Annotated in this window: 24 protein-coding genes; 15 read left to right on the top strand and 9 right to left on the bottom strand. The window is 60.7% G+C overall.

Translation table 11 applies throughout. The annotated features are described in order from the left end of the window. Positions 1-61: 61 nt before the first annotated feature. Positions 62-943, bottom strand: coding sequence for an N-acetylmuramoyl-L-alanine amidase AmiA (gene amiA, locus V8N38_RS18420; protein WP_070914520.1), 882 nt, complete (start codon positions 941-943; stop codon positions 62-64). A 204-nt stretch (positions 944-1,147) separates the two neighbouring features. On the opposite strand from amiA, the gene V8N38_RS18415 reads away from it, so the two are divergent. After that, positions 1,148-1,573, top strand: a complete 426-nt coding sequence (locus V8N38_RS18415; RefSeq protein ID WP_004936504.1) for a GNAT family acetyltransferase — start codon at positions 1,148-1,150, stop codon at positions 1,571-1,573. A gap of 42 nt (positions 1,574-1,615) precedes the next feature. On the opposite strand, the gene V8N38_RS18410 is transcribed toward V8N38_RS18415, so the two are convergent. Next, positions 1,616-2,014 (bottom strand): YgiW/YdeI family stress tolerance OB fold protein, encoded by a 399-nt coding sequence (locus V8N38_RS18410; protein WP_147840456.1) that lies wholly within the window; start codon positions 2,012-2,014, stop codon positions 1,616-1,618. 175 nt (positions 2,015-2,189) lie between these two features. On the opposite strand from V8N38_RS18410, the gene V8N38_RS18405 reads away from it, so the two are divergent. The 10 genes from V8N38_RS18405 (at position 2,190) to V8N38_RS18360 (ending at position 11,728) form a co-directional block, all read left to right on the top strand. Next, the gene (locus tag V8N38_RS18405; RefSeq protein ID WP_060439267.1) at positions 2,190-2,654 is read left to right on the top strand and encodes a DUF2919 domain-containing protein; all 465 of its coding nucleotides are present in this window, start codon (positions 2,190-2,192) and stop codon (positions 2,652-2,654) included. Positions 2,655-2,810: 156 nt separating this feature from the next. Further along, positions 2,811-3,398, top strand: coding sequence for an RpoE-regulated lipoprotein (locus tag V8N38_RS18400; protein ID WP_038881279.1), 588 nt, complete (start codon positions 2,811-2,813; stop codon positions 3,396-3,398). A 182-nt stretch (positions 3,399-3,580) separates the two neighbouring features. Further along, positions 3,581-4,480 (top strand): Dyp-type peroxidase, encoded by a 900-nt coding sequence (locus V8N38_RS18395; protein WP_147840455.1) that lies wholly within the window; start codon positions 3,581-3,583, stop codon positions 4,478-4,480. A gap of 201 nt (positions 4,481-4,681) precedes the next feature. Beyond that, positions 4,682-5,704: a sulfate ABC transporter substrate-binding protein gene (locus tag V8N38_RS18390; protein WP_047730138.1), complete on the top strand. Its 1,023-nt coding sequence runs from the start codon at positions 4,682-4,684 to the stop codon at positions 5,702-5,704. Then, the gene (gene cysT, locus V8N38_RS18385; RefSeq protein ID WP_019453852.1) at positions 5,705-6,544 is read left to right on the top strand and encodes a sulfate/thiosulfate ABC transporter permease CysT; all 840 of its coding nucleotides are present in this window, start codon (positions 5,705-5,707) and stop codon (positions 6,542-6,544) included. Continuing rightward, positions 6,544-7,419 (top strand): sulfate/thiosulfate ABC transporter permease CysW, encoded by an 876-nt coding sequence (gene cysW / locus V8N38_RS18380; RefSeq protein ID WP_025303787.1) that lies wholly within the window; start codon positions 6,544-6,546, stop codon positions 7,417-7,419. The genes cysT and cysW overlap by 1 nt, the downstream gene beginning before the upstream one ends. Continuing rightward, complete coding sequence (gene cysA / locus V8N38_RS18375; RefSeq protein ID WP_049198410.1) at positions 7,409-8,497, top strand: sulfate/thiosulfate ABC transporter ATP-binding protein CysA; 1,089 nt, start codon at positions 7,409-7,411, stop codon at positions 8,495-8,497. Before cysW ends, cysA begins: the two co-directional genes overlap by 11 nt. A 79-nt stretch (positions 8,498-8,576) precedes the next feature. After that, positions 8,577-9,458 carry a cysteine synthase CysM gene (cysM, locus tag V8N38_RS18370; protein ID WP_033638551.1) on the top strand — a complete coding sequence of 294 codons (882 nt, stop codon included), beginning with the start codon at positions 8,577-8,579 and terminating at the stop codon, positions 9,456-9,458. 257 nt (positions 9,459-9,715) lie between these two features. Next, a complete protein-coding gene (locus tag V8N38_RS18365; protein WP_038881296.1) occupies positions 9,716-10,396 on the top strand; it encodes a response regulator transcription factor in 681 nt (226 codons plus the stop codon). Positions 10,397-10,402: 6 nt separating this feature from the next. Further along, positions 10,403-11,728, top strand: coding sequence for an ATP-binding protein (locus V8N38_RS18360; protein ID WP_060419835.1), 1,326 nt, complete (start codon positions 10,403-10,405; stop codon positions 11,726-11,728). A gap of 77 nt (positions 11,729-11,805) precedes the next feature. On the opposite strand, the gene crr is transcribed toward V8N38_RS18360, so the two are convergent. From crr to cysZ, 5 genes are all read right to left on the bottom strand, one after another. Continuing rightward, positions 11,806-12,315, bottom strand: a complete 510-nt coding sequence (crr, locus tag V8N38_RS18355) for a PTS glucose transporter subunit IIA (protein ID WP_004936467.1) — start codon at positions 12,313-12,315, stop codon at positions 11,806-11,808. Between the two features lie 49 nt (positions 12,316-12,364). Beyond that, positions 12,365-14,092: a phosphoenolpyruvate-protein phosphotransferase PtsI gene (gene ptsI / locus V8N38_RS18350; RefSeq protein WP_015378671.1), complete on the bottom strand. Its 1,728-nt coding sequence runs from the start codon at positions 14,090-14,092 to the stop codon at positions 12,365-12,367. A gap of 46 nt (positions 14,093-14,138) precedes the next feature. Continuing rightward, positions 14,139-14,396, bottom strand: a complete 258-nt coding sequence (ptsH, locus tag V8N38_RS18345) for a phosphocarrier protein Hpr (protein WP_004936458.1) — start codon at positions 14,394-14,396, stop codon at positions 14,139-14,141. 399 nt (positions 14,397-14,795) lie between these two features. After that, positions 14,796-15,764: a cysteine synthase A gene (gene cysK / locus V8N38_RS18340; protein ID WP_038881303.1), complete on the bottom strand. Its 969-nt coding sequence runs from the start codon at positions 15,762-15,764 to the stop codon at positions 14,796-14,798. 185 nt (positions 15,765-15,949) lie between these two features. Beyond that, positions 15,950-16,708, bottom strand: coding sequence for a sulfate transporter CysZ (cysZ, locus tag V8N38_RS18335; protein WP_049198406.1), 759 nt, complete (start codon positions 16,706-16,708; stop codon positions 15,950-15,952). Between the two features lie 221 nt (positions 16,709-16,929). Between cysZ and zipA the strand changes: the two genes are divergently transcribed. The 3 genes from zipA (at position 16,930) to V8N38_RS18320 (ending at position 20,271) form a co-directional block, all read left to right on the top strand. After that, positions 16,930-17,955, top strand: a complete 1,026-nt coding sequence (zipA, locus tag V8N38_RS18330; RefSeq protein ID WP_147840454.1) for a cell division protein ZipA — start codon at positions 16,930-16,932, stop codon at positions 17,953-17,955. A gap of 79 nt (positions 17,956-18,034) precedes the next feature. Then, positions 18,035-20,056 carry an NAD-dependent DNA ligase LigA gene (gene ligA / locus V8N38_RS18325; RefSeq protein ID WP_060419842.1) on the top strand — a complete coding sequence of 674 codons (2,022 nt, stop codon included), beginning with the start codon at positions 18,035-18,037 and terminating at the stop codon, positions 20,054-20,056. Further along, the gene (locus V8N38_RS18320) at positions 20,056-20,271 is read left to right on the top strand and encodes a DUF3820 family protein (RefSeq protein ID WP_004936441.1); all 216 of its coding nucleotides are present in this window, start codon (positions 20,056-20,058) and stop codon (positions 20,269-20,271) included. The genes ligA and V8N38_RS18320 overlap by 1 nt, the downstream gene beginning before the upstream one ends. A 26-nt stretch (positions 20,272-20,297) precedes the next feature. On the opposite strand, the gene V8N38_RS18315 is transcribed toward V8N38_RS18320, so the two are convergent. After that, positions 20,298-21,296 (bottom strand): bile acid:sodium symporter family protein, encoded by a 999-nt coding sequence (locus V8N38_RS18315; protein ID WP_147840453.1) that lies wholly within the window; start codon positions 21,294-21,296, stop codon positions 20,298-20,300. A 96-nt stretch (positions 21,297-21,392) separates the two neighbouring features. On the opposite strand from V8N38_RS18315, the gene V8N38_RS18310 reads away from it, so the two are divergent. After that, entirely contained in the window at positions 21,393-22,313 is a 921-nt protein-coding gene (locus tag V8N38_RS18310) for a LysR family transcriptional regulator (RefSeq protein ID WP_060419848.1), read from the top strand. A gap of 1 nt (position 22,314) precedes the next feature. On the opposite strand, the gene V8N38_RS18305 is transcribed toward V8N38_RS18310, so the two are convergent. After that, on the bottom strand, positions 22,315-22,782 hold the full coding sequence (locus V8N38_RS18305; protein ID WP_147840452.1) for a FlxA-like family protein: 468 nt from the start codon (positions 22,780-22,782) through the stop codon (positions 22,315-22,317). Between the last annotated feature and the right edge of the window lie 46 nt (positions 22,783-22,828).

The raw sequence follows: 22,828 nt of genomic DNA, 5'->3' as shown, positions 1-22,828 counted from the left end.
GGTCTTTATAGCGTCTGGCTGAACAAGGCGCTGAGTATACTCTTATTCGCCGCCCGCGGCATCAGCGGGGTTTGCGTTGGTGGGCGTCGAAGTAGTCGAAGAAGTTGACGATGCCGTCCGCGATGGCGCGGGCTATTTTCTCGCGAAACGCGGTGGTGCCCAGCAGCCGCTCTTCGTTCGGGTTGGTGATGAACGAGGTTTCCACCAGCACCGAGGGAATGGACGGGGATTTTAACACCGCGAACGCCGCCTGTTCGGTGCTGTCGCTGTGCAGGTGGTGTACCGGGCGGATCTGGCCGAGCACGTGGCGGCCGAGCGTCAGGCTGTTGTTGATGGTGTCGGTTTGCACCAGATCGAACAGCACCTGTTGCAGGTAGTTGTCCTGATCCTTGTACTTGCCGCCCGCCACGTCGTCGGCGGCGTTTTCGCGGTTGGACAGGTAGCGCGCCATGGCGCTGCTGGCGCCGCGGTTGGAGAGGGCGAACACCGAAGCGCCGGAGGCCGATGGGCTGGTAAAGCCGTCGGCGTGAATCGAAATGAACAGGTCGGCCTGGTGCTGGTGGGCGATCTCCACCCGCTGGAACAGCGGAATGAATTCGTCTTCTTCGCGCGTCAGGCGCGCCTCGACGTGGTCATGCTCATGCAGAAAACGGCGCACGTGGTTGGCGATTTCCAGCACGATGTGTTTTTCCTGCGAGCCTTCGTGGCCGACCGCGCCGGAGTCGATGCCGCCGTGGCCGGGATCGATCATCACCAGCTTTTTGCCGCCGGCCGGTTTCGCCGCCGGTTTGCTGTGCTGATTGCGCAGCAGGCCTTCCGCCCTGGCGCTATGGTTTTTCACGCCGAACAGCGCTACCGCCAGGCCGGAAAGCAAAAGTTGGCGTCGCGTCGGAGAAACGGCAAGCGGCTTAAAATTGAGGAATTGTTTACCCTGCTTTTTCATTACGCAACGCTCCATCGACGTTTCTATTTTGCGACGTTATATCGTATTGATAATCATTAATCGACCCGATAACTATTTCCATTTATTACGCCTGTTACCGGCGATTTCTGGGCAAATAGCGCGGTAAATCGCAGTTTGATATTGCGTAAGTGAATAATCACGCGATAATCAGATAAACACCTTAATTAACAGCGGCCAACATCGATGGAAATTCGCGTATTTCGACAAGACGACTTTGAAGAGGTCATTACCCTGTGGGAGCGCTGCGATCTGCTGCGGCCCTGGAACGATCCGGAAATGGACATCGAGCGCAAGCTGAACCACGATCCGGAGCTGTTCCTGGTGGCGGAAGTCGGCGGCGAAGTGGTCGGTTCGGTGATGGGCGGTTATGACGGCCACCGCGGCTCGGCGTATTACCTCGGGGTGCATCCCGACTATCGCGGGCGTGGCATCGCCAATGCGTTGATCAATCGTCTGGAGAAGAAGTTGATCGCCCGCGGCTGCCCGAAGATCCAGATTATGGTGCGCGAAGACAACGACACGGTGGTCGAGATGTACGAGAAGCTCGGCTACGAGATCCAGGGTATCACCAGCCTGGGCAAGCGGCTGATCGAAGATCAGGAATATTGATCGAGCGGCGGGCGGCGGCGTTGCACCGCCCGCCGCAGTGCATTACGGCAGCTTTTTGACGGTTTTCACGTCCACTTCGACGCTGCTCCAGTCTTTATCCACTTTGCCTTCCAACTGCACCTTGTCTTTCGGCGTAACGGTTTGGCCGTTCCAGCGTTTGCGGTCGATATCGACCGTCAGGGTGCCGGTGGTGTCGCGGAAGGTATAGGTTTCGTCGCCGATGCGCTGCTCGATGTTGCCCTGCAGCATCACCCAGGTGTCGTCGCTCATCGATTTCACCTTGTCCACGGTGGTCAGCGCCGCGCTGGGGCCGGAGAAACCGCCTTGTGCGGTGGTTTGCGTTTGGGCCTGCGGCGCGGCCGGATCGAGGAACCCGCCTTGTTGCGCCAGTACCGGTGCGCTGCACAGCGCGATCAGAGCGGCCAGAGTCAGTTTTTTCATGTTGCGCTTCCTTATCGTTATCGAAAATCACATCCCGCTGATATCGGGTTGCTTGCTCAGTGATAAGGATTAAAACACGCCGATCTTAAGAGCTTCTTAAGCCGACGCATTGAAATTCCCATCGCCGGCGCCCATCTGTAGCCATAGTCTTTATTCTGTTGGCAAGGAACGATCGTTGAAGCCATTCTCACCCCGGTTTTCCCCGGACGATTACGACCAGCACGGCGCGCTGCGGCTGCCGCTGGGATTTTGGGCCGTGCTGATACTGCAGGCGCGCACCTGGCTGCTGTTCGTGATGGCCGGCGCTTCGCGTGAGCAGGGTGAAAGCTTGCTGGCGCTGTTTTATCCGGATACCCAACGCTTTTGGTACGGCATGCTGCTCGGCCTGCCGGCGGCGCTGGCGTTTTTGCTGAGCGGCCGCCGTCACCAATGGCCGCGGCTGTGGCGCGGCTGGCGTTGGGGGCTGATTATCTCCGTGCTGGCGTCGCTCGGCGGCTCGCTGTTCAGCCTGTGGCGCCAGGACGGCGATGCGCCGGGGCTGGAGCTGGCGTTGGCGCTGCTCGATGCGCTGGCGCTGAGCTATCTGCTGTTGAATGCGCGCCTGAAAGCCTGTTTTGCGCCGGCGGAGCACGCCGACTAATTGCCGAGAAGTGCGGCACTTTTCGCATTTTCCGCACTCCAAGCTGGCAACCGTTGGCGTAGTGCGGGCCGTTGTGAGAGGCTGGCACGCAGCAAAACGCCGAGTGCGGCAGGGGCGGATTACCGCCCCGTGCCATTGATGTTTAAGGAGCTAGAGATGAATATTCGCCCCCTGTTGTTAGGGCTTCCGCTGTTACTGACCGGCTGTTCGAGCATGTCCAATTTCTCCTGGTCCAGCCTGTCGCCGTTCAACTGGTTCGGCAGCAGTCTGGAGGTCGGCGCCAAGGGCGTCGGCAAGCTCAACGCCGGCACGCCGATGTCGGAAAGCGCCATCAACGACGGGCTGGACGGCAACTACCGCCTGCGCGGCGGCATGGCGACCAGCAACGGCCAGATCGTCTCTTATTACCAGGCGCTGTCCGGCGACGAAGTGAAGCTGGTGATCACCGGCGAGCCGAAAGGGCACGTGCAGCGGGTAGACGTAATGGATCAGAAAGTGGCGACGGAGTGGGGCAACAAGCTCGGCACGCCGTTCGGCGATATGTACAGCAAGGCGTTTGGCTCCTGTAAACCGGGCAGCGGCGAAGACGCCGGCAAAGTGGAGTGCGTGGCGGAGCAGAGCAAGTACGTTACCTATATCTTCAGCGGCAAGTGGGCCGGTGCGCAGGATATCATTCCGCCGGACGACACCCTGAAAAGCTGGACGGTCAGCAAAATCATCTGGCACGCCAAGCCGCAGCAGTAATATGTTCAACGGGCGCCGGTTCACGGCGCCTGCCTTTTCAAGCCATTACCCCTATTTTCTTTGCGCTGCTGCAAGGCAATCGACCGTGCTTGCGGTATGATAGCGCGCGTTTGTAACAGGGAACCCGCGCGTCAACCGCCATACCTTACCTGTTGCCGGATTCTGGTATTGAGGATAACAACATGACACAGGTTCAGAGCGGCATTCTGCTGGAGCACTGCCGTTTCGCCATTTTTATGGAAGCCACCGTACAGGGCGAATTCGCCGACTTGCGCCAGGGCTGCAAACAGTTTTGTCAGACGCTGAGCGAGCTGCAGCAGCAGTTTCCCGATGCGCGCCTCGGCGCGGTGATCGCTTTCGGCTATGACGTTTGGCACGATCTTTCCAACGGCCAGGGCGCGAAAGAGCTGAAGCCGTTCACGCCGCTCGGCAAAGGGCTGGCACCGGCCACCCAGCGCGATATGCTGCTCCACATTCAGTCGCTGCGTCACGACGTCAACTTCACGCTGGCGCAGGCGGCACTGGCGGCGTTCGGCAACGCCATCAAGATTGAAGAAGAAACCCACGGTTTCCGCTGGGTGGAAGAGCGCGATCTGAGCGGTTTCATCGACGGTACCGAAAACCCGCAGGGCGAGCAGCGCCCGGCAGTGGCGACGATCGCCGAAGGCGAAGAGGACGCAGGCGGCAGCTACGTGCTGGTGCAGCGCTACGAGCACAACCTGCGCCAGTGGCAGCGTTTTACCACCGAACAGCAGGAGCAGATCATCGGTCGCACCAAGCGCGACAGCGAAGAGCTGCCGGCCGATCAGCGCCCGGATACCTCGCACGTCAGCCGCGTCGATCTGAAAGAGAACGGCAAGGGCCTGAAAATTCTGCGCCAGAGCCTGCCTTATGGCACCGCCAGCGGCAAGCATGGCCTGTTCTTCATCGCCTATTGCGCACGCCTGCACAATATCGAGCAGCAGCTGCTGAGCATGTTCGGCGATCTGGACGGCAAACGCGACGCGATGCTGCGTTTCAGCCGTGCGGTTACCGGCAGCTACTACTTTGCGCCATCGCTGACGCGCCTGCTGTCACTTTGACGCCGTTGCCGAAGCCGGCGCGCCCGGCTTCGGCCCGTTTTCCCGCCCCGAAAACGCCTCGCATTCCCTGCCTTATAGCGTTTGATGCTTGTAAATCACTAAACGGTATATAAAAGCGTTACAGCTCCGCACCGAGTTATAAATACACTGGTCGTCAATAAGGCGAAAGCCTGAAGGAATGACTCAGTGATAAGGTGCAGAATGAAACAAAACCGGGTTAAAAATCTCGTGCTGAAAGGTTGGCTGGCGGCTGCGCTGTTGGCGAGCGGCGCCGCGTCGGCGGCGGAATTGCTGAACAGCTCTTATGACGTTTCCCGTGAATTGTTCGTCGCGCTGAATCCCGGCTTTGAACAGCAGTGGAATCAACAGCATCCGAACGACAAGCTGACCATCAAACAATCGCACGCCGGTTCCTCCAAGCAGGCGCTGGCGATCCTGCAGGGCCTGCGCGCCGACGTGGTGACGTACAACCAGGTGACCGACGTGCAGATCCTGCACGATCGCGGGCAGCTGATCCCGGCGGACTGGCAGGCGCGCCTGCCGAACAACAGCTCGCCGTTCTATTCCACCATGGCGTTTCTGGTGCGCAAGGACAACCCGAAGGGCATCCACACCTGGAACGATCTGGTGCGCGACGACGTGAAGCTGGTGTTCCCGAACCCGAAAACCTCCGGTAACGGCCGTTACACCTATCTGGCCGCCTGGGGCGCCGCCAATCAGGCCGACGGCAACGATCCGGCCAAGACCCGCGCTTTCATGACCCGCTTCCTGAAAAACGTGCTGGTGTTTGATACCGGCGGCCGCGGCGCGACCACCACCTTCGTCGAGCGCGGCTTGGGCGACGTGCTGATCAGCTTCGAGTCCGAAGTGAACAACATCCGCAAGCAGTACGGTGAGGACAAGTACGAAGTGATCGTGCCGCCGGTCGATATTCTGGCGGAGTTCCCGGTGGCCTGGGTCGACAAAAACGTCGAGCGCAACGGTACCGAACAGGCGGCCAAAGCCTATCTGAACTATCTCTACAGCCCGGCGGCGCAGCAGGTGATCACCAGCTTCTACTACCGCGTGTATGACCAGAAAGCGATGGCGGCGGCGAAGGGGCAATTCCCGGACACCCAACTGTTCCGCGTGGAAGACCAGTTCGGCGGCTGGCCGCAGGTGATGAAAACCCACTTCGCCACCGGCGGCGAGCTGGATCAGCTGTTAGCGGCAGGGCGCAAGTAAATGTTGGCGTTGTCGTCCAGTAAGCGGGTGCTGCCCGGATTTGGCCTCAGCCTCGGCAGCAGCCTGTTTTATACCTGTTTGATCCTGCTGTTGCCGCTCACCGCGCTGGTGATGCAGCTGGCACAGATGAGCCTGGCGCAATACTGGGAAGTGATTTCCAACCCGCAGGTGGTGGCGGCGTATAAAGTGACGCTGCTGGCGGCCGGCGTCGCCAGCCTGTTCAACGCGGTGTTCGGCATGCTGATGGCCTGGATCCTGACGCGCTACCGTTTTCCCGGCCGTTCGCTGCTGGACGGCCTGATCGATCTGCCGTTCGCACTGCCGACCGCAGTGGCCGGCCTGACGCTGGCGGGGCTGTTTTCCACCACTGGCTGGTACGGTCAGTGGCTGGCGCACTTCGACATCAAGGTCACCTTTACCTGGCTTGGGATCGCGGTAGCGATGGCGTTCACCAGCCTGCCGTTTGTGGTGCGCACCGTGCAGCCGGTTCTGGAAGAGCTGGGGCCGGAATACGAAGAGGCGGCCGAGACGCTGGGCGCTACGCGCTGGCAGAGTTTCCGCCGCGTGGTGTTGCCCGAGGTGGCACCGGCATTGCTGGCCGGCACCGCCATCTCCTTTACCCGCAGCCTGGGCGAGTTCGGCGCGGTGATTTTCATCGCCGGCAACATCGCCTGGAAGACGGAAGTGACCTCGCTGATGATTTTCGTGCGTTTGCAGGAGTTCGATTATCCGGCGGCCAGCGCCATCGCCTCGGTGATCCTGGCGGCGTCGCTGCTGCTGCTGTTCAGCATTAACGTATTGCAAAGCCGCTTCGGCAGACGTTTGGGAGGAGGGCACTGATGGCCGATGTTTCCGCCTTCAACGGCGCCGAGCGCCCGCGCGTCAACTGGGGCAAGTGGACGCTGATCGCCATCGGCACGCTGTTCTCGGTGCTGCTGCTGGTGGTGCCGATGATGTCGATTTTCGCCGAGGCCTTTTCCAAAGGGTTCGGCGCGATGTGGAGCAACTTGCTCGATCCGGACATGCTGCACGCCATTTGGCTGACGGTCTTGATCGCGCTGATCACCGTGCCGTTCAACCTGGTGTTCGGCACGTTGCTGGCGTGGCTGGTGACGCGCTTCACCTTCCCCGGCCGCCAGCTGCTGCTGACGCTGATCGATATCCCGTTCGCCGTTTCACCGGTGGTGGCGGGGCTGATTTACCTGCTGTTTTACGGCAGCAATGGCCTGCTGGGCGGCTGGCTGGATGCGCATAACATCCAGATCATGTTCTCCTGGCCGGGCATGGTGCTGGTGACCATTTTCGTTACCTGCCCCTTCGTGGTGCGCGAGCTGGTGCCGATGATGCTCAGCCAGGGCAGCCAGGAAGACGAGGCCGCGATTCTGCTGGGGGCGTCCGGCTGGCAAATGTTCCGCCGCGTGACGCTGCCCAACATTCGCTGGGCGCTGCTGTACGGCGTGGTGCTGACCAACGCGCGCGCCATCGGCGAGTTCGGCGCAGTGTCGGTGGTGTCCGGTTCGATTCGCGGCGAAACCTACAGCCTGCCGCTGCAGGTCGAGCTGTTGCAGCAGGATTACAACACCGTCGGCTCCTTTACCGCCGCCGCCCTGTTGACCCTGATGGCGATCGTTACCCTATTTTTGAAGAGTGCGCTGCAGTGGCGTCTGGAACGTCAAAACGCGCGTCTCGAGCGGGAGGAAAATCATGAGCATTGAGATTAACGGCATCAACAAGTACTTCGGTCGCACCAAGGTATTGAACGATATCTCGCTCGATATTGCTTCCGGCGAGATGGTGGCGCTGCTCGGGCCGTCCGGTTCCGGCAAGACCACGCTGCTGCGGATCATCGCCGGGCTGGAAAGCCAGAGCGGCGGCAAGCTGGGCTTCCACGGCACCGACGTCAGCCACATGCATGCGCGAGACAGGCGCGTGGGCTTCGTGTTTCAGCACTATGCGCTGTTCCGCCACATGACGGTGTTCGACAACATCGCCTTCGGCCTGACCGTGCTGCCGCGCCGCGAGCGGCCGAACGCCGCGGCGATCAAACAGAAAGTCACCCAGCTGCTGGAAATGGTGCAGCTGGGCCACCTGGCCAACCGCTATCCGTCTCAGCTGTCCGGCGGCCAGAAACAGCGCGTGGCGTTGGCGCGCGCCCTGGCGGTGGAGCCGCAAATTCTGCTGCTGGACGAACCGTTCGGCGCGCTGGATGCGCAGGTGCGCAAAGAGCTGCGCCGCTGGCTGCGTCAGCTGCACGAAGAGCTGAAGTTCACCAGCGTGTTCGTCACCCACGATCAGGAAGAGGCGATGGAAGTGGCCGACCGCATCGTGGTGATGAGCCAGGGCAATATCGAACAGGTCGGGTCGCCGGAAGAGATTATGCGCGAACCGGCCAGCCGCTTCGTGCTGGAATTCATGGGGGAAGTGAACCGCCTGAACGGCGAAATTCGCGGCTCCCAGCTGTTCGTCGGCGCGCACCAGTGGCCGCTGTCGTTCCAGCCGATGCACCAGGGCAGCGTCGATCTGTTCCTGCGTCCGTGGGAAATGGAAGTGGCGACCGAAAGCAGCGAGCGTTGCCCGCTGCCGGTGCAGGTGTTGGAAGTCAGCCCGCGTGGCCACTTCTGGCAGCTGACGGTGCAGCCGATCGGCTGGCATCAGGAACCGATCGGCGTGGTGTTGCCGGAAGGCAATCCAACCCCGGTGCGCGGCGGCCGTTATTACGTCGGCAGCCTCAATGCGCGGCTGTATGCCGGCGATCAACTGCTGCAACCTGTTGCGTTAGCCAAAAGCGCCTGATAGGTTTTAGCTGCCCTTTTCTTCAAGGCAACCCCCGGGTTGCCTTTTTACTTTACGCACACCAACACAGGCAAAGATCGTGACAACGCTCGAACAATGCATCGGGAACACCCCGCTGGTACAACTGCAACGGCTGGCCGCCCAGGCGGGCAGCGAGGTATGGGTCAAACTGGAAGGCAATAACCCGGCGGGATCGGTGAAGGATCGCGCTGCGTTGGCGATGATCCAGCAGGCGGAGCTGCGCGGCGAGATCAAGCCCGGCGACGTGCTGATCGAGGCCACCAGCGGCAATACCGGCATTGCGCTGGCGATGATCGCCGCGCTCAAAGGCTATACGCTGAAGCTGTTGATGCCGGAGAACATGAGCCTGGAGCGGCAGGCGGCGATGCGCGCGTACGGCGCCGAGCTGATCCTGGTCAGCCGTGAGCAGGGGATGGAAGGGGCGCGCGATCTGGCGCTGGAGATGCAGCGTCAGGGGCAGGGCAAGGTGCTGGATCAGTTCAACAATCTCGACAATCCCTACGCCCATTTCACCACCACCGGCCCGGAGATTTGGCGCCAGACCGAAGGACGCATCACGCACTTCGTTTCCAGCATGGGCACCACCGGTACCATTACCGGCGTGGGCGGTTACCTGAAGAGCCAGAATCCGCAGGTGCAGATCATCGGCCTGCAGCCGGCAGAAGGCAGCAGCATCCCCGGCATTCGCCGTTGGGCGCCCGCTTACCTGCCGGGCATTTTCCGCCCGGAGCTGGTGGATCAGGTGCTGGATATCGAGCAGCGCGATGCTGAGCAGACCATGCGCCAGCTGGCGCAGCGTGAAGGCATTTTCTGCGGCGTCAGCTCCGGCGGCGCGGTAGCCGGCGCCCTGCGCGTCGCGGCGGCCCACCCCGGCAGCGTCGTGGTGGCGATCGTCTGCGATCGCGGTGACCGTTACCTCTCCACCGGCGTGTTCGACTGAATGTGCCCTCCCGGCGGCGCGTTTCGCCGGGAAACTCCCTCTCACTTCCCTTTTGACCGACCGCATAGCCGGCCCGCCTGCGCGATGGCCGGCGCCTGTCTGCACGCCAATACCCTGACAGAAGTAGAGAAATCGCGCGACAGCAGCCACAATAACGGTGGCGAGACGCGAACCGCGATGTGTAAGGATTGAGTAAAACCGGCTGCGGGCCGGCGGAATTGGCGGGAAAATAACGAAAATCGGTGAAGGAGCAAGGCATGAAAATTTTACTGGTCGACGATGACCTGGAGCTTGGCACCATGCTGAGCGAATACCTGACGGGCGAAGGCTTCGACGCCACGCTGGTGCTGACCGGCAAGGCGGGGGTAGAGGGCGCGCTGTCGGGCGACTATACCGCGATGATCCTCGATATCATGCTGCCGGACATGAGCGGCATCGACGTGCTGCGCGACGTGCGTAAAAAGAGCCGGCTGCCGATCATCATGCTGACCGCCAAAGGCGACAACATCGATCGGGTGATTGGCCTGGAGATGGGCGCCGACGATTACATGCCCAAACCTTGCTACCCGCGCGAATTGGTGGCGCGTCTGCGCGCGGTGCTGCGCCGTTTCGAAGAGCGGCCGCAGGAGGCGGACGACGAAGCCGCCATCAGCTTCGGCGAGCTGACGCTGAACCCTTCAACCCGCAGCAGCGAATGGCGCGGTAAGGCGTTTGATCTGACCGCTTCGGAATTCAATCTGCTGGAGCTGTTGCTGCGCGCGCCGGATCGCGTGGTGTCGAAGGATGAATTGTCCGAGAAGGGGCTGGGGCGCCCGCGCGAGGCCTATGATCGCAGCGTGGACGTGCATATCAGCAATATCCGCCAGAAGCTGAGCGCGCTGGCCGGTAATACGCTGAGCATCGAGACGGTGCGCAGCATCGGCTATCGCATTCGATAACCTGACATGCGCGGAAGACTGTTCTGGAAAATTTTGCTCGGCTTTTGGCTGACCTTCCTCATCATGACGCAGGCCCTGTGGGTGGCGTTTTCTTTGTATGGCGACCGCTATGTGCCGCCGGAGAACGCTATGGCGCGGCGGGTCATCGGCCTGCAGCTGACCTCGGCGGCTACCCAGTTGCGCAGCGGCGGCATGCCGGCGCTGGAAGCCCTGATGCGCGATTGGCCCGAGGACGACAGGCGTTTGCTGTCGGTGACGCCGATGACCCAACCGCCGCCGCCCGCGCCGGAAGAACCGGTATTTGAAGGGCGGCGGATGCCGAAGGAAATCTCTGCCTGGGTGCAGACCGGGGAAGGGCAGGGATACTGGCTGAGCTATAACGTGCGCGGGCTGCGGGAAGAGTATCGGCCGGAGCGGCGTTCCCATTTCTTCAACATTCCTGCGCCGATGCTGTGGGTCGGCGGGCTGGGCGGTTTGCTGTTCAGCGCCGTGCTGGCCTGGAACCTGACCCGGCCGATGCGTCAGCTGCGCGGTGGCCTGGATCGGGTGGCGCAGGGCGATCTGTCGGTGCGGCTGTTCCCGAAAATGCGCCGCCGTCATGACGAGCTGTCCGACGTGGCGCGCGATTTCGACACCATGGCTGAGCGGCTGGAGCTGCTGGTCAGCGCCCGCGAGCAGTTACTTCATGACGTTTCGCACGAGCTGCGTTCGCCGCTGGCGCGCCTGCAGCTGGCGATCGGCCTGGCGCGGCAGAATGCCGGCAACGTCGAAACCTCGCTCAAGCGCATCGAACACGAGTCGGGGCGGCTGGATAAGATGATCGGCGAGCTGCTGGCGCTGTCGCGCGCCGAACACAGCAGCCTGCCGGACGAGGAGTATTTCGATCTGTACGGCCTGGTGGATGCGGTGGTGAGCGATGCACGCTACGAGGCGCAGGTGCCCGGCGTGGATATCGTGCTGCAGGCCGAGTCGGACGTGGAGTACACCGTCAAGGGCAATGCGGAGCTGATGCGGCGAGCGGTGGATAACATCGTGCGTAATGCGCTGCGCTTTTCCAGCCACGGCCAGCGGGTGACGGTGGCGCTGACGCGCGTTGATAACCAGTTCCAGATCGCGGTCAGCGATCAGGGGCCGGGAGTCGAGGAGGCGAAGCTGTCGAGCATTTTCGATCCGTTCGTGCGCGTGAAGTCAGCGCTGTCGGGCAAGGGGTACGGCCTGGGGCTGGCGATCACCCGCAAGGTGGTGCTGGCGCACGGCGGCCAGGTTGAGGCGCGCAACGGCGATAAAGAGGGGCTGGTCATTACCCTGCGTATCCCGCGCTGGCCGTCATAACGTAGCGAAATCGGGATACGACGAAGGAGATAAAAAAAAACGGCGCCGAGGGCGCCGTTTTTCTTGCTCATTCGCGATTACTTCTTGATGCGGATGATCGGGGTTTCACCAACGGTCACGCTGCCGGACAGTTTGATCAGCTCTTTGATCTCGTCCATGTTGGAGATAACGACCGGCGTCAGGGTAGACTTGGCTTTCTCTTCCAGCAGAGGCAGGTTGAACTCGATAACCACGTCACCTTTCTTGACGCGCTGACCTTCTTCGGCGATGCGTTTGAAGCCTTCGCCTTTCAGTTCTACGGTATCGATGCCGAAGTGGACGAACAGCTCAATGCCGCTGTCGGATTCGATAGAGAATGCATGGTTGGTTTCGAAAATCTTACCGATGGTGCCGTCAACCGGAGCAACCATTTTGTTGCCGGCCGGTTTGATGGCGATACCGTCGCCAACGATTTTTTCAGCGAACACTACGTCCGGCACATCTTCGATATTGACGATTTCGCCAGAAAGGGGAGCGACGATCTCGATAGTGCCCGTGTCTTTCTTGTCATCAGAAACCAGAGATTTCAGTTTATCGAACAAACCCATGATCTTCTCCTAAGCATTAAATTGGGCGGCGTTCCAGTGTCGTGGAAGTTTAGCAGAGCGTTTTTTCTTCGATGAATTTATTGACGCAATTCATCAGGTCTTGTGCCGTTGGCTGTGCCAAGGCCTGCGCTGCCAACGCCTTCACATCTTCGAAATTCGTGTTACGAATAATTTTCTTGATGCGCGGGATTGAAATCGCACTCATGCTGAACTCATCCAGCCCCATGCCCAATAACAACAGTGTAGCACGCTCATCGCCAGCTAGTTCGCCGCACATGCCGGTCCACTTGCCTTCCGCGTGAGATGCATCAATAACCTGTTTGATCAGGCCAAGCACTGATGGGGACATCGGGTTATAGAGATGAGAAATCAGCTCGTTGCCGCGATCTACCGCCAGAGTATACTGGGTTAGATCGTTTGTCCCAATACTAAAGAAGTCGACTTCTTTCGCCAGGTGGTGAGCAATGACCGCCGCAGCCGGTGTTTCCACCATCACGCCCACTTCGATGCTCTCGTCAAACGCCTTGCCTTCTTCGCGCAGCTGCGCTTTCAGCGTCTCGATTTCGCCTTTCAGATCGCGCACTTCTTCCACGGAGATGATCATCGGGAACATGATGCGCAGTTTGCCGAACGCCGAGGCGCGCAGGATGGCGCGCAGCTGGGCGTGCAGGATTTCACGGCGGTCCATCGCGATGCGGATGGCGCGCCAGCCGAGGAACGGGTTCTCTTCCTTCGGCAGGTTCATGTACGGCAGGTCTTTGTCGCCGCCGATGTCCATGGTACGGACGATCACGGCCTGCGAGCCCATGGCTTCCGCCACGGCTTTATAAGCCTGGAACTGCTCGTCTTCGGTCGGCAGCGAGTCGCGGTCCATGAACAGGAACTCGGTACGATACAGGCCGACGCCTTCCGCGCCGTTGCGCTCTGCACCCGCGACGTCGCGCACGGTGCCGATGTTGGCGCAGACTTCAACCTGATGGCCGTCCAGCGTAATCGCCGGCAGGTCCTTCAGCTTGGCCAGATCGTTTTTCTCGGTGATGTATTGGTTCTGGGCGGCTTTCAGCTGATCGATAACGTCAGCGGTCGGGTTAACGTAAATTTTGTTGTTAACCGCATCCAGAATCAGGTAGTCGTCGTTTTTCACCTGCTTGGTCACGTCGCTGGTACCGACGATCGCCGGCAGCTCCAGGGAGCGCGCCATGATAGAGGTGTGGGAAGTCCGGCCGCCGAGATCGGTAATGAAGCCCAGCACTTTGTCCAGGTTCAGCTGCGCGGTCTCTGACGGGGTCAGATCGGTGGCCACCAGGATCACTTCGTCCTGAATGGAGCCCAGATCGACGATCGGCATGCCCAGAATGTTCTGCAGCAGGCGCTTACCGATGTCGCGCACGTCGGCGGCGCGCTCTTTGAGGTATTCGTCGTCCAGCTCTTCCAGCGCTTTCGCCTGACCTTCGATCACGGTGTAGGCGGCGGCGTCTGCGGAGGCCAGATCGTCTTTGATTAGGGCTATGATTTCCTGCTCAAGCTCTTCGTCTTCCAGCAACATGATGTGGCCTTCGAAGATAGCTTCCTTCTCTTCGCCGAAGGTTTCGCCAGCTTTGGTCTTGATCGCTTCCAGCTGTTCGGACGCTTTCGCGCGGCCGGCCAGAAAACGCGAGACTTCCTGCTCTACTTGATCAGCAGAGATTTTTTTCCGGTTGATGACAATGTCGTCTTCTTTCAGCAAGAGAGCCTTACCAAAAGCGATGCCCGGTGATACTAAAATGCCTGAAATCATAACCCTACCTTACTCTTGACTGGTGTTAACTAAAAAGACGGGCCGATTACTCAAGCTCTGCCATCAGTTTTACCAAGTGCTCAACGGCTTTCTGCTCGTCTTCACCTTCAGCGGAGATGGTCACTACGGTCCCTTGAGTCAGCCCCAGAGTTTGCAGTTTGAACAGGCTTTTAGCGCTGGCGCTTTTGCCGTTGGAGGTCACGGTGATGTCAGACGTGAAGCCTTTGGCTTCTTTAACGAACTGAGCGGCAGGGCGAGTATGCAGACCATTCGGAGCGGTAATAGTAACTTCTTGCTGGAACATTGATGTTTCCCCAACTTATTGGATTAATGTTGTGGAGCTAAAGTTTAGCCCAGGGGCCTGACTTTAGCTTGTCTGGTTATAGCGCCTGACTATGGACAGGGGCGAACGTTGATGCAACAGAAAACGACGCGTTAGGCACTTCAGATCAAAAAACTCGGCTTTAGACGTCGTTCCAATCCGCTCCCCATTATGCCCGATTCGACGCGTCGGCGACAGATGAGTAAATCGATTCAGCCTTGACCGGGCTCGGGGGGTGATTAATTTTGCGCATCGAAATAATGCACCGTTAAATACTAAAGCCGACGGGCAAAAGCAATCTTGGACTGCTATAAAGTTTGATCCAGTCCACAAAAAAGCACCCCGCAGGGTGCTTTTTTAGCGATTTGTGCAGTGGTGGAATTACTGCTGCAATTCCTGCTCGGTGAACAGATCGGCAAACAGCGCGGTGCTCAGATAACGTTCGCCGGAAGAGGGCAGGATCACCACGATGGTCTTGTCGGCGAACGCCGGTTCTTCGGCCAGTTTCACCGCCGCCACGACCGCTGCGCCCGAGGAAATGCCCGCCAGGATGCCTTCTTCGTCCATCAGGCGACGCGCCATGCTGATGGCTTCGTCGTTGGAGACCTTCTCGACGCGATCCACCAGGTCCAGATCGAGGTTGCCTGGAATGAAGCCGGCGCCGATGCCCTGGATCTTGTGCGGGCCCGGTTTCAGCTCTTCACCGGCCAGCGCCTGGCTGATGACCGGCGAGTCGGTCGGCTCGACCGCCACGGTAGTGATGGCCTTGCCTTTGGTGTTCTTGATGTAGCGGCTGACGCCGGTCAGCGTGCCGCCGGTGCCGACGCCGGAGATGAACACGTCGACTTCACCGTCGGTGTCTTCCCAGATTTCCGGGCCGGTGGTTTTTTCATGGATGGCCGGGTTGGCCGGGTTGCTGAACTGTTGCAGGATCAGGTAACGGTTCGGATCGGTGGCGACGATCTCTTCGGCCTTGGCGATAGCGCCTTTCATGCCTTTCGCCCCTTCGGTCAGCACCAGATTGGCGCCGAGCGCCTTGAGCAGCTTGCGGCGCTCGATGCTCATGGTTTCCGGCATGGTCAGCGTCAGCTTGTAACCGCGCGCGGCGGCGACGAAGGCCAGCGCGATGCCGGTGTTGCCGCTGGTCGGCTCCACCAGCTCTTTACCGGCGGTCAGCACGCCACGTTGTTCCGCATCCCAAATCATATTGGCACCGATGCGGCATTTGACGCTGAAGCTCGGGTTGCGTGATTCAACCTTGGCCAGAATGCGTCCGTTGCCGATACGGTTCAGACGAACCAGCGGCGTATGGCCGATTGTTAATGAGTTGTCTTCATATATCTTGCTCATAGCCCGTCCTTTAACTCTATGAAAATGTGGGGAACATCGAAAGCATACGCTAACAGTACCGGCAGGGAAGTAAAGAATTGGTATATCTATATGTTATTAGGAAATAAGTTTTAAGCACAATGATAAGGGCGCGAAATGCGCGCCCTGTCGAAAATTCCCGCGCTATCGGCGGTAAAAAGCGGCGGTTATCGGACGAATTGCGAGCGGTAGCGATCGACCCACATCGCGGTGGCGCCGCAGACGGCGACCGGCAGGATCACCAGGTTGAGGATCGGGATCATGGTGAACAGGCTGACCAGCGCGCCGAACTGCAGGTTGTCGGTTTTGTGCTGGCGTAAGGCGCGGCGCATGTCGGCAAAGCTCACCTTGTGGTTGTCAAACGGATAGTCGCAATACTGGATCGCCAGCATCCAGGCGCTGAACAGGAACCATAGCACCGGCGCCACCGTCTGGCCGATGCCGGGCACGAAGTACAACGCCAGCAGCAGCAGCGCGCGCGGCAGGTAATACATCAGCTTGCGCCATTCGCGCGCCATGATGCGTGGCAGATCTTTGGCGATGCCGAGCAGGCCGGTGTCCGGCAGCGGTTTGCCGGTCAGGCTGCCTTCGAGCTGCTCGGCCAGCAGGCCGCAGAACGGCGCCGCAATCAGATTGGTGATGGTGCTGAACAGATAGCTGAACACCAGCAGCACCGAAATGACCGCCAGCGGCCACAGCAGGTAGCTCAACCATTGCAGCCAGTCGGGAACGTGGCTCATCATCGCCGGGATCCAGTCGCCGAGCCGGCTGAACAGCCACCAGAAAGCGGAGCCCATCAGCAGCACGTTGACCAGCAACGGCAGGACCACATAGCGTTTAATCCCCGGGCGCGAAATCAGGCGCCAGCCTTCGGCGAAATAGTGAATGCCGCTGGTTGAGCGGGCAGGGGGCTGCGTATAGGACATATCTTAAGTTATCTCGTTGTCTGAACAGGCATCATTATCATATAGGGATGATTTTCCACTGGCTAGGGTAGGGTTGGCTGAAAAACCAGCAGAAAAAGGCAGTATAATCATCTTTATTGGCATAAAGTTCAGCACGGACTTGCACTTGTGTGCGCGGGCAAATAGAGTTAAAGAGTGAATGTTTGCCGCGGTGGCAATGTATTGGAACAACAGAGATAGCAATGATGCAGGATTTGCGTCTGATATTAATCGTTGTTGGCGCGATCGCCATAATAGCGCTGTTATTGCACGGTCTGTGGACCAGTCGCAAAGAACGGTCAGCGCTCTTCCGCGATCGCCCAGCCAAACGTTCCCAAAAGGAACGTGAACAAACTCCGATCGACGATCTCGAAGAAGGCGTCGGTGAGGTGCGCGTACGCGCCGCTCACCCGCAAGACGAGCCGTCATTTGGCCATTTCGATGCCGCACGCGAAGAACCCGTGGCCGCGCCGAAGCCCGCTCCGGCGGCTGCGCCTGCGCCCCGCGCCGTTCAGCCGGCTGCCCATCAGACGCCGCCTCCGCTGTCTCAGCGGCCGGAGTATGATGACATCCTGCTGAACAACTACGCGCCGGACGAAGAACAGGCCGAGCCGCAGCAACCGCAACCGGCCGCGCGCCGTGAGCCGCGCGTCGACGATCTGCCGCATGAACATGAGGCGCCGCAGGGGGCGGAACCGGCATTCCACGCCGAGCCGGCCCCTGTGCAGCAAGCGCCGGAAGTGAAGCCGGCGCAGCAGCCTGTGCCACAGCCACAACAGCCGGCGGCTGCGCCCATTCAGGCCAAGCTGAAAGAGACCGTGCTGGTGCTGCACGTCGCGGCCCATCAGGGCGGCGTAATCGGCGGCGAAGTGCTGCTGCAGAGCGTGTTGCAGGCGGGCTTCCAGTTTGGCGAGATGGGCATCTTCCACCGCCATATCAGCCCGGCCGGCAGCGGCCCGGTGCTGTTCAGCCTGGCGAACATGGTCAAGCCGGGGTCGTTCGATCCTGACATGATGTCCGATTTCTCCACGCCGGGCGTGTCGATGTTCATGATGGTGCCGTCTTACGGCGACGCCAATCAGAACTTCAAGCTGATGCTGCAGTCGGCACAGCGCATCGCCGACGACGTGGGCGGCGTGGTGCTGGACGACGAGCGCCGCATGATGACGCCGCAGAAGCTGGAAACCTACAAAGCGCGTATCCGTGAAGTGTTGGAAAACAACGCCTGACCGGGTTGCCGCGCGCACTGAACATCCGTAACAACAAAGCCCCCGCTAGCCGGGGGTTTTTTATCTTTGATGGTGAGCCATGGAATCGATAATCCAACAAATCAATCAACTACGAGCCACACTGCGCCATCATGAATACCAGTATCATGTGCTGGATGCGCCGGAAGTGCCGGATGCGGAATATGACCGCCTGATGCGCGAACTGCGCGAACTGGAGAGCGCGCATCCGGAGTGGGTCACCGCCGATTCACCGACCCAGCGTGTGGGCGCCGCGCCGCTGGCGGCGTTCGACCAGGTGCGTCACGAAGTGCCGATGCTGTCGCTGGACAACGTGTTCGACGAAGAAAGCTTCCTGGCGTTTTACAAGCGCGTGCAGGATAGGCTCAAAAGCAGCGATCCGCTGACCTTCTGCTGCGAGCTGAAGCTGGACGGCCTGGCGGTCAGCCTGCTGTACGAAGACGGTGAGCTGGTGCGCGCGGCGACGCGCGGCGACGGCACCACCGGCGAGAACATCACCACCAACGTGCGCACCATTCGCGCCATCCCGCTGCGCCTGACCGGCGACAACATCCCGCGCCGGCTGGAAGTGCGCGGCGAGGTGTTCATGCCGCAGGCCGGTTTTGAACAGATGAACGAAGAGGCGAGGCGCAAAGACGGCAAGGTGTTCGCCAACCCGCGCAACGCCGCCGCCGGTTCGCTGCGCCAGCTCGATCCGCGCATTACCGCCAAACGCCCGCTGACCTTCTTCTGCTACGGCGTCGGCCTGCTGGAAGGCGGCGAGCTGCCGCGCAGCCACTTTGAGCGCCTGATGCAGTTCAAGGCCTGGGGCCTGCCGGTCAGCGATCGCGCCCAACGCCGCACCGGCAGCGAGGAAGTGCTGGCGTTTTATCGCCAGGTCGAGCAGGACCGCGCGCAGCTCGGTTTCGACATCGACGGCGTGGTGATCAAGATTGACGATATCGATCTGCAGGAAACGCTGGGCTTCGTGGCGCGTGCGCCGCGCTGGGCGACGGCGTTCAAATTCCCGGCGCAGGAGCAGATCACCGTGGTGCGCGAAGTGGAGTTTCAGGTTGGCCGCACCGGCGCGATTACGCCGGTGGCGCGCCTTGAGCCGGTGCTGGTAGCCGGGGTGACCGTCAGCAACGCCACCTTGCACAACGCCGATGAAATTGAGCGTCTGGGGCTGCGCATCGGCGATACGGTGATCGTGCGCCGCGCCGGCGACGTCATCCCGCAGGTGGTGGGGGTGCTGGAAGATCGTCGGCCACAGGATGCGCGCGAAGTGGTGTTCCCGCTGCACTGCCCGGTGTGCGGCTCCGACGTTGAGCGCGTGGAAGGCGAGGCGGTAGCGCGCTGCACCGGCGGTCTTATCTGCGGCGCGCAGCGCAAAGAGGCGTTGAAGCACTTCGTTTCCCGCCGCGCGCTGGACGTTGAAGGCATGGGCGACAAGATCATCGAGCAGCTGGTGGACAAAGAGTACGTGAAGAACCCGGCCGATCTGTTCCGTCTGTCCGCCGGCATTCTGACCGGCCTGGATCGCATGGGGCCGAAATCGGCGCAGAACCTGGTCAATGCGCTGGAGAAATCCAAACAGACCACCTTCGCTCGCTTCCTGTATGCGCTGGGCATTCGCGAGGTCGGCGAGGCGACCGCCGCCAACCTGGCGGCGCATTTCGGATCGCTCGAGAAGCTGTTCGCCGCCGATATCGAGGCGCTGAAAGAGGTGCCGGACGTCGGCGAAGTGGTGGCCAAACACACCCGCAATTTCCTCGATGAAGCGCTCAATCAGCAGGTGATCGACGAGCTGGTGGGCGCCGAGATCGGCATCCACTGGCCGGCGCCGGTGGTGGTGGTCGCGGAAGAGATAGACAGCCCGTTCGCCGGCAAAACCGTGGTACTGACCGGCTCGCTGAGCCAGCTGTCGCGCGACGAGGCCAAAGATCGCCTGACGGCGCTGGGCGCCAAGGTCAGCGGCAGCGTGTCGAAGAAAACCGATTTGGTGATCGCCGGCGAAGCGGCCGGCTCCAAGCTGGCGAAGGCGCAGGAGCTGGGTATCGCCGTGATCGACGAAGCGGAAATGATCCGCCTGCTGGGTGACTGATGGAAAAGGAAAACCTGCTGGAGATCGCCAATACCGTGATGCCGTTCGGCAAGTACCAGGGGCGGGTGCTGATCGACCTGCCCGAAGAGTACCTGCTGTGGTTCGCCCGCAAGGGCGAATTCCCCAAAGGCAAGCTCGGCATGCTGATGGAGATGACGTTGGCGATTAAAATCGAAGGGCTTGACCACTTGGTCAAGCCGCTGAAAAAAAGCTGAACTGACGGGCCTCGGCCCGTCTTTTTTTACCCGCGCGATGCCTGCACGTTGGCGTTGGGCACCGCCTGCTGTGCCCGCTGCTTGCGCTGATACCTTTTCGCCAGCACCGCACAGGTCATCAGCTGCACCTGATGGAACACCATCAGCGGCAGCACCATGATCCCCACCGTCGCCGCCGGGAACAGGATATTGGCCATCGGAATGCCGTTCGCCAGGCTTTTCTTCGAACCGCAGAACACGATGGTGATCTCGTCCGCCTTGCTGAACCCGAGCCAGCGCGCCATGTAGGTGTTCACCACCAGCACGATCGCCAGCAGCACGATGCTGCCGCCGACGATAAACGCCAGCGAACCGATCCCCACCTGATGCCAGATGCCGTGCGTGACCGCCTCGCTGAAGGCGGCGTACACCACCAGCAGAATCGAGGTCTGGTCGGTTTTGCCGATCAGCGGGCGATGGCGCTCGATCCAGCCGCCGATCAGCGGCCGCAGCAGGTGGCCGGCGACGAACGGCACCAGCAGCTGCAGCACGATCGAGCCCACCTGCCGCAGGCTGCCGGTATCGCCGTGCACGTTCATCAGCAGGCCGACCAACAGCGGCGATACGAAGATCCCCAGCAGGCTGGAGGCGGAGGCGCTGCACACCGCCGCCGCCACGTTACCGCCCGCCAGCGAGGTGAAGGCGATGGCCGACTGCACGGTGGCGGGCAGGATGCACAGGTAGATGAAACCGGCGTACAGCTCGGGGCTGACGTCGATCGGCGCCCACCAGGCGAACAGCATCCCCAGCGCCGGAAAAATGATGAAGGTGCTGAACATCACCCACAGATGCAGCCGCCAGTTATTGCTGCCGGCCAGGATGGCCTCGCGCGACAGCTTGGCGCCGTGCATGAAGAACAGCAGGGCGATGGCGGCGATGGTCAGGGCGTTGAGCCAGCCGACGAACTCGCCGCGCGCCGGCAGGAAAGAAGCCAGCAGCACGGTGGCGATCAGCGTCAGGGTAAAACGATCGGGCAGGAATCTCATGGCGATGCGCTCGGGTAGAAAATCGATGGGGCTATTCTCCCGCGTGGGTATATAATAATTAAATTGATTTATTTAATTCATCTATGAATAAAACACATGAATTACTCACTCAAACAGCTGCGGGTGTTCGTCGCTGTCGCCCGCCACGGCAGCTTCAGCCGCGCCGGTGAGGCGATCGGCCTGACGCAATCGGCGGTCAGCCACAGCGTGAAAGAGTTGGAGGCGGAGGTCGGCGTGCGCCTGCTGGATCGCACCACGCGTGAAGTGGTGTTGACCGACGCCGGCCTGCGGCTGGCCAACCGGGTCGAACGGCTGCTGGACGAACTGCAGGCCGCGTTGCTGGATGCGCGCAGCTTTGGCGTACAGCGCAGCGGCACGGTGCGGGTGGCGACCAGCCAGACCATTTCCGCCCATCTGATGCCGCAGTGCATCGCCGCCGGCGAGCGCCAATACCCGGAGATCCGCATCATGCTGCGCGATCAGGCGCAGCAGCAGGTGCTGCACAGCGTGCGCAATGCCGAGGTGGATTTCGGCATCGTGGTCGATCCGGTGCAGGCGGTGGATTTGGAGTGCGAAGCGGTGCTGCATGAACCGTTCCTGCTGCTGTGCCGCGACGATCACCCGTTTGCTGCGCGTCAAGAGGTGCGTTGGTCGGCGTTAAACGGCTGCCGCCTGGTGTTGCAGGATTACGCGTCGGGCAGCCGGCCGTTGATCGACAGCGCGCTGAGGCAGCAGGGCGTCGAGGCGCAGGTGGTGCAGGAAATCGGTCATCCGGCTACGCTGTTCCCGATGGTGGCGGAAGGGATTGGCATCAGTATCTTCCCGGCGTTGGCGCTGCCGCTGCCGGAAGGGGGGCGGCTCCGGGTACGGCGGCTGGTGCCGGAGATCAATCGCGCGTTGATGCTGGTGCGGCGCAAGAACCGCTCGCTGACGCCAGCGGCGGAGGCCATCTGGCAGGTGGCGCGTCAGCAGGCGGCGCTGCTGCACCAGCGCCGGCAGGAAAACGCCGAATATTGATTCAGATATAGACGTCCACCGCGTTGAGCTGCGTCGGGCGGTTTACGCCGTCGCCGGATTGCGCCGCGGCTTTTTCCATTTGCTCCTGTTGCTGCTTTTCCATTTCTTCTTTCTGGATGCGCGCGATCTCGGCCTGCAACATCTTGATCTGTGCTTCAATCAGCTGCTTTTGCTTCTCGATCTCTTTGGGATCGGCGCTGGAGTCCTTCAGCTCCACCAGCTTTTGCTGCAGAGCCTGAATCTGCCGGTTCAGCGCCTTGATGCGTGCCGAGGCGCGGCTTTCGTTGAGATTTTCCGGTTCGTCATTGCCGCTGGCGCCTTCGCTTTTCTTCGCCTTGCCGCCTTCCGGCTGGTTGTTGACCGGTTTGGCCATCAGCAATTCGCCCTGATGGCCCGGCGCGCTGAAGACGTTGCTGACGCCGGGAACGGTATTTTTGATCGGTACGATCATGGTGATGGTGGTCGACATGGGTGCTCTCCCTGAGTCTGGCTATCGCTGTTCAGGGTATCGGCAG

The organism is Serratia nevei, assembly GCF_037948395.1.
Taxonomy (GTDB): Bacteria; Pseudomonadota; Gammaproteobacteria; order Enterobacterales; family Enterobacteriaceae; genus Serratia; species Serratia nevei.
This window is presented reverse-complemented; position numbering and strand designations above follow the sequence as displayed.

Excerpts from the sequence above, each read along its gene's own strand:
- V8N38_RS18365 (WP_038881296.1), top strand. The coding sequence starts at position 9,716 with ATGAAAATTTTACTGGTCGACGATGACCTGGAGCTTGGCACCATGCTG.
- V8N38_RS18400 (WP_038881279.1), top strand. The coding sequence starts at position 2,811 with ATGAATATTCGCCCCCTGTTGTTAGGGCTTCCGCTGTTACTGACCGGC.
- cysT (WP_019453852.1), top strand. The coding sequence starts at position 5,705 with ATGTTGGCGTTGTCGTCCAGTAAGCGGGTGCTGCCCGGATTTGGCCTC.
- crr (WP_004936467.1), bottom strand. The coding sequence starts at position 12,315 with ATGGGTTTGTTCGATAAACTGAAATCTCTGGTTTCTGATGACAAGAAA.
- V8N38_RS18305 (WP_147840452.1), bottom strand. The coding sequence starts at position 22,782 with ATGTCGACCACCATCACCATGATCGTACCGATCAAAAATACCGTTCCC.
- V8N38_RS18315 (WP_147840453.1), bottom strand. The coding sequence starts at position 21,296 with ATGAGATTCCTGCCCGATCGTTTTACCCTGACGCTGATCGCCACCGTG.
- zipA (WP_147840454.1), top strand. The coding sequence starts at position 16,930 with ATGATGCAGGATTTGCGTCTGATATTAATCGTTGTTGGCGCGATCGCC.
- V8N38_RS18360 (WP_060419835.1), top strand. The coding sequence starts at position 10,403 with ATGCGCGGAAGACTGTTCTGGAAAATTTTGCTCGGCTTTTGGCTGACC.
- ligA (WP_060419842.1), top strand. The coding sequence starts at position 18,035 with ATGGAATCGATAATCCAACAAATCAATCAACTACGAGCCACACTGCGC.
- cysA (WP_049198410.1), top strand. The coding sequence starts at position 7,409 with ATGAGCATTGAGATTAACGGCATCAACAAGTACTTCGGTCGCACCAAG.
- V8N38_RS18410 (WP_147840456.1), bottom strand. The coding sequence starts at position 2,014 with ATGAAAAAACTGACTCTGGCCGCTCTGATCGCGCTGTGCAGCGCACCG.
- V8N38_RS18415 (WP_004936504.1), top strand. The coding sequence starts at position 1,148 with ATGGAAATTCGCGTATTTCGACAAGACGACTTTGAAGAGGTCATTACC.
- cysZ (WP_049198406.1), bottom strand. The coding sequence starts at position 16,708 with ATGTCCTATACGCAGCCCCCTGCCCGCTCAACCAGCGGCATTCACTAT.
- cysK (WP_038881303.1), bottom strand. The coding sequence starts at position 15,764 with ATGAGCAAGATATATGAAGACAACTCATTAACAATCGGCCATACGCCG.
- V8N38_RS18310 (WP_060419848.1), top strand. The coding sequence starts at position 21,393 with ATGAATTACTCACTCAAACAGCTGCGGGTGTTCGTCGCTGTCGCCCGC.
- amiA (WP_070914520.1), bottom strand. The coding sequence starts at position 943 with ATGAAAAAGCAGGGTAAACAATTCCTCAATTTTAAGCCGCTTGCCGTT.
- cysW (WP_025303787.1), top strand. The coding sequence starts at position 6,544 with ATGGCCGATGTTTCCGCCTTCAACGGCGCCGAGCGCCCGCGCGTCAAC.
- ptsI (WP_015378671.1), bottom strand. The coding sequence starts at position 14,092 with ATGATTTCAGGCATTTTAGTATCACCGGGCATCGCTTTTGGTAAGGCT.
- V8N38_RS18390 (WP_047730138.1), top strand. The coding sequence starts at position 4,682 with ATGAAACAAAACCGGGTTAAAAATCTCGTGCTGAAAGGTTGGCTGGCG.
- V8N38_RS18320 (WP_004936441.1), top strand. The coding sequence starts at position 20,056 with ATGGAAAAGGAAAACCTGCTGGAGATCGCCAATACCGTGATGCCGTTC.
- ptsH (WP_004936458.1), bottom strand. The coding sequence starts at position 14,396 with ATGTTCCAGCAAGAAGTTACTATTACCGCTCCGAATGGTCTGCATACT.
- V8N38_RS18395 (WP_147840455.1), top strand. The coding sequence starts at position 3,581 with ATGACACAGGTTCAGAGCGGCATTCTGCTGGAGCACTGCCGTTTCGCC.